We start from the raw sequence: 11,415 nt of genomic DNA, 5'->3' as shown, positions 1-11,415 counted from the left end.
CGTGTTTTATTTTGCAACTAACATCATAAAGAAAAACTGTATGATTGGGAAGTAGGGATTTTCTCTGCTTCCCTTTTTATTTAGGAAAAATTCCTATTTTTGCCAATAATAATTATACACTAACTTAAAAATAGACAATGAAATTGGGAGGAATGTACAAAACATAGAAAATGCCTATAAATGAAGAAATATATCAGGATAACCGATTTGATTTTGCAGGGGGCCGGGGATATAATAAAAGCATCAAAGGTAAACAGTTACCAAAGTAAGAATTACAAATTCCCTTCTAAAATGAAAAGACCTTTCAGAAACGCTTATCTGAAAGGTCTTTGCCATTTCTAAACTGTTTTGTCCCCTGACGGGAGCGAAACCACACTATTTCAGAACACTGTCCAGATATTTCCCGAGGGAACGCTCCATATTTCCGTCAAAGTCTGTATTTCCGTCCCGCAGACACCATTCAAAGACATTTCCGATGACAATCATCCGGATATCGGTGGAGATCTCATCCAGGGACAGGCTGGCAGATACAGTGCCGGCTTCCAGTGCACGAGCCAGGTAATCCGTTACTGTTACGATCGGATAAGGCCGCTTTGTGCGGATGGCCGGATTTAGAGCCTGGTTTTTTGGCGTGTAATAGTTGGATATAAAAGCGACACCGAGCTCTTTGCAGTAGCTGACATAATTAAGATAGACAAGAATGATTGCCCTTTTTGCCTCGGCGGCATTTTCCGGGAGTTCCAGACAGTCCGGATCGATCGTAGGCTGTTCTTCTATATAATAGGAAAGCAGGTCATCTTTTGTTTTAAAGTGATGATAAAAGCTTCCGTTGGATACGCCTGCTTCTTCACAGATGTTTTTGATGGAGAGTGCATCGTACCCTTTCCTCTGAAGAATACTCTTCGCGGCGGAAAAGATCCGGTTTTTCGTTTCAAGAGATTTTTGCTGCTGCTTTGACAGAGTCTGTCCGTTCGTTTCTTTCATAATCAGTGCCCTCCTTATCATCCAAAATATAACATAGGAAGAGTCAGATTTCAAGAAAAACAGAGCAAACTCTGTTTTTATGAAGTTGCGCAGAAAAAGACCTTCCGCTATAATGACAGGGAAGTACTTTTTTGGAAAGGAATCAAAAAATGGATATTATTCAGAAGATTACGGAAGAACTGAATGTAAAAAAATGGCAGGTCGAAGCGGCAGTCGGACTGATTGATGAAGGAAACACGATCCCGTTTATTGCAAGATACAGAAAAGAAGCAACTGGAACACTGGATGACGAGCAGCTCAGAAAACTCCATGAGAGACTTACTTATCTTCGGAATCTGGAGGAGAAGAAAGCGCAGGTGCTCTCAAGCATCGAGGAGCAGGGAAAGCTTACCGAAGAACTGAAAGCTCAGATTCAGGAGGCGCAGACCCAGGTGGCGGTGGACGATCTGTACCGCCCGTACCGTCCGAAAAGAAGAACGAGGGCGACAATCGCAAAAGAAAAAGGACTGGAGCCGCTTGCGGCGCTTCTCCTTTTACAGAAGTTGAAAGAGCCGGCGATTGAGGCGGCCAAAGCCTATGTATCGGAGGAAAAGAATGTTGCCTCCCCTGAAGAGGCACTTGCCGGCGCACAGGACATTCTGGCTGAGATGATCTCCGATGAGGCAAAATACCGGACGAGAATCCGGAAGATGACGTTCCAGAAAGGAAAGATTGTTTCAGAGGCAAAGGATGAAAAGCAGGAATCGGTCTATGAGATGTACTATGAGTTTGAGGAAGCAGCATCCAGGATTGCCGGTCATAGAATTCTGGCTCTGAACCGGGGAGAAAAAGAAAAAATTCTGACGGTCAGAATGGAAGCGCCGGAAGAAGAAATCCTCCGCTATCTGGAAAAACAGATTATTCATGGGGATAATCCATATACAGAACCTGTATTAAAAGAGGCGGTCAAGGACAGCTACAGTCGTCTGATTGCGCCGGCCATTGAGAGGGAAATCCGCAATGAACTTACGGAAAAGGCGGAGGACGGGGCCATTGCTGTGTTCGGGAAAAATCTGACACAGCTTCTTATGCAGCCTCCGATTACAGGACGGGTTGTGCTTGGCTGGGACCCGGCATTCCGGACCGGATGTAAACTTGCGGTTGTGGATCCGACCGGAAAAGTGATCGGAACGACAGTGATTTATCCGACAGCGCCGACTACCCCTGCCAAAATCAAGGCATCCAAGGACCTGCTCAAAAAGATTATTCCGAAGTATCATATCAGCCTGATTTCTCTTGGAAACGGAACAGCATCCAGAGAATCGGAACAGTTTATTATGGAACTGTTAAAAGAAATCCCGGAAGAGCACGTACAGTATGTGATTGTAAATGAGGCGGGAGCATCAGTGTACTCCGCAAGCAAGCTGGCATCGGAAGAATTTCCGAATTTTGATGTGGGACAGAGAAGTGCCGCGTCAATTGCAAGAAGGCTTCAGGATCCGCTTGCAGAACTTGTAAAGATTGATCCAAAATCCATCGGGGTCGGCCAGTACCAGCATGATATGAACCAGAAAAAGCTGACGGAAGCGCTGAATGGCGTGGTGGAAGACTGTGTCAACAAGGTCGGTGTAGATTTGAATACGGCATCTGCTCCGCTTTTATCCTATATTTCCGGTATCTCAAACACAATCGCAAAAAATATTGTGGCTTACAGAGAAGAAAACGGAAGATTTACAAACAGAAAGCAGCTTTTAAAGGTGCCGAAACTTGGACCGAAGGCATATGAGCAGTGTGCGGGATTTATGCGGATCGAAGGCGGGGATAATCCGTTTGACAGGACAAGCGTCCATCCGGAATCCTACGAAGCGGCAGAAAAACTTCTGAAAAAGCAGGGATTCACAACAGAGGATTTAAAAGCAGGAAATCTTGCAGCCCTTCCGGCCACCATCCGCGACTACCGGAAACTGGCAGAAGAGCTTGGAATCGGTGAGATCACTCTGCATGATATTGTAAAAGAGCTGGAAAAGCCGGCCAGAGATCCAAGAGAAGAGATGCCGAAACCGATTCTCAGGACCGACGTTCTGGAAATGAAAGACTTAAAAGAAGGGATGGTTCTGAAAGGAACGGTTCGCAATGTCATTGACTTCGGGGTGTTTGTGGATATCGGCGTTCATCAGGATGGTCTGGTACATATTTCCGAAATCACCGACAAAAAGTTTATCAAACATCCGTTGGAAGCGGTCAGTGTGGGTGATATCGTGGATGTTAAAGTACTGAGTGTGGACCTCAAGAAAAAACGGATTCAGCTTACTATGAAAGGAATCCGGTAAAGAATGCTGCTTACCCTGAATGTAAAAGACAAAAAGGTATTGAATTTTCCAAAAGACTGTTCTATACTAAATGTTAACAGGAAAAAATTCTTCGGGGTCGGGTGAAAGTCCCAACCGGCGGTGAAAGTCCGCGACCTGCCATTGGCAGCTGATCCGGTGCAATTCCGGAACCGACAGTACAGTCTGGATGAGAGAAGAAATGTACGAATCGTCAGATATCTGTATCTGAAGCAGAGCATCAAACCCCGGAACATATGGTTCCGGGGATTTTTTTGTACATTCCCATTTCCATAAGGGAAACTTTATGGCAGGAAGAGTTTCTTTTCTGAATTGAGTCTATCATTCAAAAAAAGGAGAGAAGAAACATGGAAAACACGCAGAAAAACACACAAATAAGAAGAAGCAGTACGAAAGTCAGATCGATGGCCCAGGTCGGCATGCTTGCAGCGGTAGCTACCGTCCTGATGCTTTTTGAATTTCCGCTTCCTTTTGTACCGAGCTTTTACAAACTGGATATCAGTGAAATCCCGGTCCTTCTTGGAACATTTGCGATGGGTCCTGTGGCGGGAGTTATGACAGAATGTATCAAGATTCTTCTGAATTTCGTGATTAATGGGACTGAAACAGGCGGTGTGGGAGAGATCGCAAACTTCCTGATCGGATGCAGTCTCTGTGTGCCGGCGGGTCTGATTTATCAGAAGATGCACACAAAAAAGGGAGCGATGATCGGACTTGCAGCAGGAACAGTATTCATGACGCTGATCGGATGCGTGCTCAATGCCTACATCCTGCTTCCGACCTATGCTGCAGCATTTGGAATGCCGCTTGATACGATTGTTCAGATGGGGCATGCATTGAATCCGGCAATTGACGGAGTTGCAACTTTTGTGATCCTTGCAGTGGCACCGTTTAATCTGATCAAGGGTATTCTGGTATCGGCAATTCTGCTTTTGATCTATAAGAAAGTCAGTCCGGTCCTCCATAGAGTAAATGAGTAAAAATGACAGAAAATTACTAAACCGAAACCTCTGCTGTGCGCAGAGGTTTTTCTGATCCTGGAAAAATCAGGAGATTCTTCGCAAACTTGCTGTTGTAACCGCGGACAGGATGCGTTATAATTTCAATATTCGGAAATATGGAGGAATACAGATGAAACCAAGTTTTGAAGTGAAAATGACACAGGAAGCACTTTTTGAATTTCTTATGTTTCATACATATCACGGGATCAAGGGAATTTTATACCTCGTAGTGGGAGTTGCCTGCTGGATCGGGGCGATTATAAGTTTTGCGATGGGCAGGGTTTCCTGGGGGCTGGGGCTTGTGTTTGTTTTTGCAACTCTTTTGTTTGTTGTACCATCGATCTTAAAGTTCAGTGCAGCCAGTCAGTTAAAGAAAAGTAAAATCTACAGCACGCCGATCCGCTATACGCTGGAAAAAGACGGGCTCAGAGTAGAGCGTGCCGGAAAAAATAAAATCACTCCGTGGAAAGATATGTACCGCGTTATGATGACACCGAATCTGGTGGCGATTTATCAGACACCGTATGCGGCATTTATTTTCCCGAACAGTGATATCGGACCGCAGATGGATCCTCTGAAGAAGACATTGCGGACATTGTTCCCGGAGGAGCTGATTGAGGATAATTCCGGTAAGATCCTTCCGTTTCTGTTTTCAAGAAAGAAGAAAAAGAAAAAATAGGGAGGAGACACTATGGTAAGAGAGACATATTCAGAGCAGGAGACGTTTGAGCTCGGAAAAGAAATCGGCGAATCGGCCCAAAGCGGAGATGTCTTTACTCTGGAAGGGGATCTTGGCGTCGGCAAGACGATTTTTACAAAAGGGCTTGCGTACGGACTTGGAGTACGTGAGGATGTTGTAAGTCCGACCTTTACGATCGTGCAGGAATACGAAGACGGGCGTCTTCCGTTCTATCATTTTGACGTGTACCGGATTGGAGACGTGGAAGAGATGGATGAAATCGGATATGAAGATTACATTCACGGTGAAGGCGTATGTCTGATTGAGTGGGCGAATCTGATTGAGGAGATTCTACCGGAAACAAGAATCCGGATCGTGATTGAAAAAGATCTGGAAAAAGGATTTGATTACAGAAAAATTTCTATCAATAAACTGGAGGGATAATAATGTCAAAGATTATATTAACAGGGGACAGACCGACTGGAAAGCTTCATGTCGGACATTACGTCGGTTCTCTGAAAGGGAGAGTAGAGCTTCAGAATTCGGGAAAATATGATGAAGTGTTTATCATGATTGCGGATGCTCAGGCTCTGACAGACAATGCAGACAATCCGGAGAAGGTGCGCCAGAATATTATTGAGGTTGCGCTTGATTACCTTTCCTGCGGACTGGATCCGGAAAAAGCAACGCTTCTGATTCAGTCACAGATTCCGGAGCTTTGTGAGCTTTCCTTTTATTATATGAATCTGGTAACCGTATCAAGGCTCCAGAGAAATCCAACGGTAAAATCCGAAATTCAGATGAGAAACTTTGAGGCGAGCATTCCGGTCGGATTTTTCACCTATCCGATCAGCCAGGCAGCGGATATCACCGCATTTAAGGCAACGACCGTTCCGGTCGGTGAAGACCAGCTGCCAATGCTGGAGCAGACAAAGGAGATCGTGCGGAAGTTTAATTCCGTTTACGGAGAGACGCTGGTAGAGCCGGAAGTTCTGCTCCCATCCAATCAGGCATGTCTGAGACTTCCGGGTACAGACGGAAAGGCAAAGATGAGCAAGTCTTTGCATAACTGTATTTACCTTTCCGACAGTGCGGACGATGTGAAAAAGAAGATTATGAATATGTTTACCGATCCGAACCACCTGAAGGTTTCTGACCCTGGAAAAGTGGAAGGAAATCCGGTATTTATCTATCTGGATGCATTCTGTAAAGACCGTCATTTTGAAGAATTCCTTCCGGAATATGCAAATCTGGATGAACTCAAAGCCCACTATACACGCGGTGGCCTTGGCGATGTGAAGGTAAAACGCTTCCTCAATGAAGTGATCCAGGAGGAACTGGAGCCGATTAGAAAACGGAGAAAAGAATACGAAAAAGATATTCCGGCAATCTACGAGATTCTGAAAAAGGGAAGCGAGAAAGCGGAAGAAGTAGCGGCAAAGACACTCTCTGAAGTGAAGGCTGCCATGAAGATCAATTATTTCGATGATGCCGAGCTGATCAGAGAGCAGGCAGAGCGATTCCAGAAATAGAAGGGGCGTTATTATGCGGATACTGGCACTGGACAGTTCGGGCCTGACAGCAAGTGTGGCTGTTGTGGAAGACGAACAGATCCTGTTTGAATATACGATGAATTATAAAAAGACACACTCCCAGACATTGCTGCCGATGCTTGATGAGGCGGTCCGGATGACCGGACTTTCTCTCGGGTCGGTGGATGCGATTGCTGTGGCAGGAGGGCCGGGGTCTTTTACCGGACTTCGGATCGGTTCTGCGACTGCGAAAGGACTGGGACTTGCACTTGATAAGCCGCTCATCCATGTGCCGACGGTCGATGCCATGGCATACCGAATGTTCGGATGCAGCGGGCTGATCTGTCCGATCATGGATGCAAGAAGAAATCAGGTGTACACAGGAATCTACCGGTTTGAAGAGAAGTTTGAAACAGTAAAAGAGCAGTTGACGGAGGACATTACCGTCCTTGCCGGAATGCTCAATGAGCTTGGAGAACGCGTTGTATTTCTCGGGGACGGAGTGCCTGTATACCGGGAGAAAATTGAGGAGACAGTAAAAGTGCCGTATGTTTTTGCACCGCCTCATATGTGCAGGCAGAGTGCGGCGGCAGTCGGCGCGCTTGGACTGGTTTATGCGAAAAAGGGAAAGACAGAGCATGCGCGGGATCACAAACCGGACTATCTCAGGATGTCCCAGGCGGAGAGGGAGAGACTGGAACGAGAAAAGGAACAACAACATGATTGCCCGTAAGGCCAATGAAGAAGATGCAGCCCGGATTGCAGAGATAGAACGGGCTGTTTTTTCTGATGCGTGGAGTGAAGATGCAGTCAGGGAGACGATGTGCCAGAAAACGGCGGAAATCTACGTGGCAGAGGATAGGAAAACAATTGTCGGGTACATTGTGATTTATACAGTACTTGATGAAAGTGAAGTTGTTCGGATTGCCGTTGACGCCGGATTCAGGGAAAGAGGAACAGGAGGCTTTCTTCTTGATACCGTAATTTCAGAAGGTGCATTGAAAGGAACTGCCGTATGGCATCTTGAAGTCCGGAAAAGTAATATGGCAGCACGCGCCCTCTATCAAAAGAAGGGGTTCTGGGATGTCGGAATCCGAAAAGGATTTTACGATAATCCGAAAGAGGATGCGGTTCTGATGACAAGAAGTCTGGAAACCGTTTCCGGTGTACAGGAAGAACGGGACAGACTATAATAAAGGCGTAACAAAAGCGAAACGAAAGTGGAGGGATTTGTATGCGCCGCTATACGATGAAAGAAAGAAGAGAAACAGAAACGATTTTCTGCAACGGGTGTGGAAAAGAAATCAAGATAAAGGATGGCGTAATACGGGAAGGGCTTCTTTCTGTAGAAAAAAGATGGGGATATTTTTCTGATAAGGACAACGAGGTGCACCGTTTTGATCTTTGCGAGGAATGCTATGACAGGATGGTTTCGCAGTTTGTGATTCCGGTGGAGAAGGAAAATGAAGTCTGACCAGACAGTCCCCTCCCGGTATGCAGCTGTTCTTTACTGAGAATAAAAGACTTGCTCTTTTTGTGGAAGAAAAGTCAATGATAGGACAGTTAGGAGAGAAAAAATGCTGGATGTTTGTTTGTTGGGAACCGGCGGCATGATGCCGCTCCCATATCGCTGGCTGACGTCACTGATGATGCGCTATAATGGAAGCAGTATTCTGATCGACTGCGGAGAGGGAACACAGATAGCGATCAAAGAAAAAGGATGGAGTTTTAAGCCGATTGATGTGATCTGCTTTACTCATTTTCATGGAGATCACATCAGCGGGCTTCCCGGACTTCTGCTTACCATGGGGAATGCGGACAGGCAGGAGCCCCTCACCTTGATCGGGCCGAAAGGGCTGGAACGGGTAGTGAATGCGCTGCGCATTATTGCACCGGAATTGCCTTTTGAGCTGCGTTTTATGGAAATCACAGAGACGCAGCAGACGTTTGAGATGGACGGATATCGGATCCGTGCATTCCGGGTGAATCATAACGTGACCTGTTACGGCTATACGATCGAGATTGACAGGGCCGGAAGATTTGATGTAGAACGTGCCACGAGTCAGGAGATTCCTCAGAAATTCTGGCGTTTTCTCCAGAAGGGGGAGACCATCGAGGACGGAGACCGGATTTACACACCGGACATGGTGCTTGGAGCACCGCGGAAAGGGATCAAACTTACATATTGTACCGATACACGGCCGACAAAATCGATCCGTGAGAATGCCGAAGGTTCGGATTTATTTATCTGTGAGGGAATGTACGGTGAGCCGGAGAAGGCGAAAAAGGCAGTGGAATATAAGCATATGACCTTTTACGAGGCGGCGAAACTCGCCAGGGAGGCAGAGGTAAAGGAGATGTGGCTGACACATTACAGCCCGTCGTTGACAAGACCGGAAGAATACATGGACGAAGTACGGAAGATTTTTCCTTACGCAAAGGCGGGAAAAGACCGGATGAGCGTAGATCTGGATTTCCCGGAATCGTAGTGGAGGTAGGAAGATGAGCGAAGAAAAAGATATTACAATACTTGCAATAGAAAGCTCCTGTGATGAAACGGCAGCGGCAGTTGTGCGAAATGGGAGAGAAGTGCTTTCTAATATTATTTCCTCTCAGATTGATCTGCACAAGCTGTATGGAGGAGTTGTGCCGGAAATTGCTTCCAGAAAACATATAGAGAAAATCAACCAGGTAATCGAGGAGGCACTTTTAGAGGCAAAATGCACCTTGGATGATATCGATGCGGTAGCGGTGACATACGGACCGGGACTTGTCGGAGCACTGCTTGTGGGAGTGGCTGAAGCGAAGGCGATTGCCTACGCCAGAAACCTTCCTCTGATCGGAGTGCACCATATTGAAGGGCATATCTCAGCAAACTATATTGAGAATAAAGAATTGGAACCACCGTTTCTGTGTCTGGTGGTGTCCGGAGGGCATACACATCTTGTATGTGTGGAAGACTATGGAAAATATAAAATTCTCGGAAAGACGAAAGATGATGCAGCAGGGGAAGCGTTTGACAAAGTAGCCCGTGCCATTGATCTTGGCTATCCGGGAGGCCCGAAAATCGACAAGCTTGCAAAAGAGGGAGATCCGAATGCTATTGAATTTCCAAGAGCGCATGTCGGAGACTCGGTATACGACTTCAGTTTCAGCGGAGTAAAATCTGCAGTGCTTAATTATATCAATGGGTGTAAAATGAAACAGATTGAATATAACCGGGCAGATATTGCGGCATCCTTCCAGAAAGCGGTGACCGATGTGCTGGTAGACCATGCCATGATCGGAGTCGAAAACTATGGATTGAAGAAACTGGCGATTGCAGGCGGCGTTGCATCCAATTCTGCTCTGCGCGCAGCTATGGGCCAGGCATGTCAGGAAAGAGGAATCGAATTTTACCATCCTTCTCCGATTCTCTGCACGGATAATGCGGCTATGATCGGAGCAGCGGGATATTATGATTATAAAAACGGAATCCGAAGCGGATGGGATCTCAACGCAGTGCCGAATCTGAAACTGGGAGAGCGTTAGAAAGCAGGAGGAGCCATGAAAGCAAAAGGGATTGCGGTCGTGCTTGCGGCAGGACAGGGAAAGAGAATGGGCGGAACCATTCAAAAGCAGTATATGGATTTGTGCGGGAAACCGGTACTTTATTATACATTGAAGGCGTTTGAAGAATCAGAAGTGATCGATCAGGTCATACTTGTATCAGGAAAAGAAGAAAAAGACCAGGTAAGAGAATCAATTGTAGACTTTTATGGATTTCAGAAAGTGACACAGATTACAGAAGGCGGAAAAGAACGGTATGATTCTGTCTGGAATGCGCTTCAGATAGTTGACAAGATGAAAGATAAGGAAGAGAGCTATGTATTTATCCATGACGGAGCCAGACCTCTTGTAGACGATTCTATATTAAAACGTACCTATGAAGAGGTGAGACGAAGCGGGGCATGTGTAGCGGGAATGCCGGTAAAAGACACGATCAAAATTGTTAATGAGAATCTGGAAACAGAAGAAACACCTGACAGAAAAAAGATGTGGATGATACAGACACCACAGGTTTTCAAGGCGCCGCTGATTATAGAAGCATATCGGAAGATGATGGCTGTCCCGCACAGCCATGTGACAGATGATGCCATGGCTGTGGAAATGGTGATGAAGCACCCTGTAAAGATGGTGGAAGGATCCTATAAAAATATTAAAATAACAACGCCGGAAGATCTGAAAATTGCGAAAGTGTTTTTAAAATAAAACGTGTTTGCGCCCTGAGAAGAAAGACATTTTCAGGCCGGAAAAGAAAGTTGCAAAATATGTAAATTATTTGTTGACAAGGAGAATCACTTCTGATAGAATAATCATTGTTCGCTGAGCGAACAGAAAATGTTTGTAAATACGGCAGTATGGAGAGGTATCGAAGTGGTCATAACGAGGCGGTCTTGAAAACTGTTTGTCCGCAAGGGCGCGTGGGTTCGAATCCCACCCTCTCCGCTTTATACAGACAGTCCTGGAGAAATACCCAAGAGGCTGAAGGGGCTCCCCTGGAAAGGGAGTAGGTCGTTAATAGCGGCGCGAGGGTTCAAATCCCTCTTTCTCCGTTTCGCAGGAATAAAAATGTCAAAAAAACTCTTGACATTACACAACTGCGATGGTAAAATAAACGAGCTTACACTGCTGATGCAGAAAAGCGGAATCACAGCAGCTTACTGACGAGCGTGGTTGAAAAAAATAAAAAAAGTGCTTGACAGAAACGAGTGGATGTGATAAACTAATATAGCTGTCGCGAGAGAGCGGCAACGAAAACAAAGAACTTTGATAACTGAACAATAGACAACGATCCCTGAAAATTCATGAGAATTATTCAGAACAAGGAACTTCAAGTTCCACAAACCAGA

12 protein-coding genes, 2 tRNA genes and 1 riboswitch are annotated in these 11,415 nt (G+C 45.9%); of the genes, 13 read left to right on the top strand and 1 reads right to left on the bottom strand.

The window, feature by feature from the left end; all coding sequences use genetic code 11:
- Window positions 1–375 precede the first annotated feature (375 nt).
- Window positions 376–984 (bottom strand): TetR/AcrR family transcriptional regulator, encoded by a 609-nt coding sequence (locus Selli1_RS17185; protein ID WP_087168643.1) that lies wholly within the window; start codon window positions 982–984, stop codon window positions 376–378.
- A gap of 149 nt (window positions 985–1,133) precedes the next feature.
- Between Selli1_RS17185 and Selli1_RS17180 the strand changes: the two genes are divergently transcribed.
- From Selli1_RS17180 to Selli1_RS17120, 13 genes are all read left to right on the top strand, one after another.
- Window positions 1,134–3,293 (top strand): Tex family protein, encoded by a 2,160-nt coding sequence (locus Selli1_RS17180; protein WP_281874247.1) that lies wholly within the window; start codon window positions 1,134–1,136, stop codon window positions 3,291–3,293.
- 83 nt (window positions 3,294–3,376) lie between these two features.
- Window positions 3,377–3,496, top strand: a riboswitch (FMN riboswitch).
- Window positions 3,497–3,658: 162 nt separating this feature from the next.
- On the top strand, window positions 3,659–4,291 hold the full coding sequence (locus tag Selli1_RS17175; protein ID WP_281845769.1) for an ECF transporter S component: 633 nt from the start codon (window positions 3,659–3,661) through the stop codon (window positions 4,289–4,291).
- 151 nt (window positions 4,292–4,442) lie between these two features.
- Window positions 4,443–4,991, top strand: a complete 549-nt coding sequence (locus tag Selli1_RS17170) for a YcxB family protein (protein WP_171027955.1) — start codon at window positions 4,443–4,445, stop codon at window positions 4,989–4,991.
- 12 nt (window positions 4,992–5,003) lie between these two features.
- Complete coding sequence (gene tsaE, locus Selli1_RS17165; protein WP_087168639.1) at window positions 5,004–5,435, top strand: tRNA (adenosine(37)-N6)-threonylcarbamoyltransferase complex ATPase subunit type 1 TsaE; 432 nt, start codon at window positions 5,004–5,006, stop codon at window positions 5,433–5,435.
- Window positions 5,436–5,437: 2 nt separating this feature from the next.
- Entirely contained in the window at window positions 5,438–6,523 is a 1,086-nt protein-coding gene (trpS, locus tag Selli1_RS17160) for a tryptophan--tRNA ligase (protein WP_087254903.1), read from the top strand.
- Window positions 6,524–6,536: 13 nt separating this feature from the next.
- On the top strand, window positions 6,537–7,256 hold the full coding sequence (gene tsaB, locus Selli1_RS17155) for a tRNA (adenosine(37)-N6)-threonylcarbamoyltransferase complex dimerization subunit type 1 TsaB (protein ID WP_281874242.1): 720 nt from the start codon (window positions 6,537–6,539) through the stop codon (window positions 7,254–7,256).
- Window positions 7,243–7,716 carry a ribosomal protein S18-alanine N-acetyltransferase gene (gene rimI, locus Selli1_RS17150; protein WP_281874240.1) on the top strand — a complete coding sequence of 158 codons (474 nt, stop codon included), beginning with the start codon at window positions 7,243–7,245 and terminating at the stop codon, window positions 7,714–7,716. Before tsaB ends, rimI begins: the two co-directional genes overlap by 14 nt.
- A gap of 41 nt (window positions 7,717–7,757) precedes the next feature.
- Window positions 7,758–7,997 (top strand): hypothetical protein, encoded by a 240-nt coding sequence (locus tag Selli1_RS17145; protein WP_118636474.1) that lies wholly within the window; start codon window positions 7,758–7,760, stop codon window positions 7,995–7,997.
- A 103-nt stretch (window positions 7,998–8,100) separates the two neighbouring features.
- Complete coding sequence (locus tag Selli1_RS17140; protein ID WP_281874238.1) at window positions 8,101–9,012, top strand: ribonuclease Z; 912 nt, start codon at window positions 8,101–8,103, stop codon at window positions 9,010–9,012.
- Between the two features lie 13 nt (window positions 9,013–9,025).
- Entirely contained in the window at window positions 9,026–10,054 is a 1,029-nt protein-coding gene (gene tsaD, locus Selli1_RS17135) for a tRNA (adenosine(37)-N6)-threonylcarbamoyltransferase complex transferase subunit TsaD (RefSeq protein ID WP_281874236.1), read from the top strand.
- A 15-nt stretch (window positions 10,055–10,069) separates the two neighbouring features.
- Window positions 10,070–10,774, top strand: a complete 705-nt coding sequence (ispD, locus tag Selli1_RS17130) for a 2-C-methyl-D-erythritol 4-phosphate cytidylyltransferase (RefSeq protein WP_281845775.1) — start codon at window positions 10,070–10,072, stop codon at window positions 10,772–10,774.
- A 151-nt stretch (window positions 10,775–10,925) separates the two neighbouring features.
- Window positions 10,926–11,011 (top strand) — tRNA-Ser (locus Selli1_RS17125).
- An 18-nt stretch (window positions 11,012–11,029) separates the two neighbouring features.
- Window positions 11,030–11,118 (top strand) — tRNA-Ser (locus Selli1_RS17120).
- Window positions 11,119–11,415: the final 297 nt, after the last annotated feature.

Origin of the sequence: Sellimonas catena (genome assembly GCF_027924685.1) — a bacterium.
In the GTDB taxonomy this organism is placed as follows: domain Bacteria; phylum Bacillota; class Clostridia; order Lachnospirales; family Lachnospiraceae; genus Sellimonas; species Sellimonas catena.
This window is presented reverse-complemented; position numbering and strand designations above follow the sequence as displayed.

Excerpts from the sequence above, each read along its gene's own strand:
- Selli1_RS17185 (WP_087168643.1), bottom strand. The coding sequence starts at position 984 with ATGAAAGAAACGAACGGACAGACTCTGTCAAAGCAGCAGCAAAAATCT.
- Selli1_RS17180 (WP_281874247.1), top strand. The coding sequence starts at position 1,134 with ATGGATATTATTCAGAAGATTACGGAAGAACTGAATGTAAAAAAATGG.
- Selli1_RS17175 (WP_281845769.1), top strand. The coding sequence starts at position 3,659 with ATGGAAAACACGCAGAAAAACACACAAATAAGAAGAAGCAGTACGAAA.
- Selli1_RS17170 (WP_171027955.1), top strand. The coding sequence starts at position 4,443 with ATGAAACCAAGTTTTGAAGTGAAAATGACACAGGAAGCACTTTTTGAA.
- tsaE (WP_087168639.1), top strand. The coding sequence starts at position 5,004 with ATGGTAAGAGAGACATATTCAGAGCAGGAGACGTTTGAGCTCGGAAAA.
- trpS (WP_087254903.1), top strand. The coding sequence starts at position 5,438 with ATGTCAAAGATTATATTAACAGGGGACAGACCGACTGGAAAGCTTCAT.
- tsaB (WP_281874242.1), top strand. The coding sequence starts at position 6,537 with ATGCGGATACTGGCACTGGACAGTTCGGGCCTGACAGCAAGTGTGGCT.
- rimI (WP_281874240.1), top strand. The coding sequence starts at position 7,243 with ATGATTGCCCGTAAGGCCAATGAAGAAGATGCAGCCCGGATTGCAGAG.
- Selli1_RS17145 (WP_118636474.1), top strand. The coding sequence starts at position 7,758 with ATGCGCCGCTATACGATGAAAGAAAGAAGAGAAACAGAAACGATTTTC.
- Selli1_RS17140 (WP_281874238.1), top strand. The coding sequence starts at position 8,101 with ATGCTGGATGTTTGTTTGTTGGGAACCGGCGGCATGATGCCGCTCCCA.
- tsaD (WP_281874236.1), top strand. The coding sequence starts at position 9,026 with ATGAGCGAAGAAAAAGATATTACAATACTTGCAATAGAAAGCTCCTGT.
- ispD (WP_281845775.1), top strand. The coding sequence starts at position 10,070 with ATGAAAGCAAAAGGGATTGCGGTCGTGCTTGCGGCAGGACAGGGAAAG.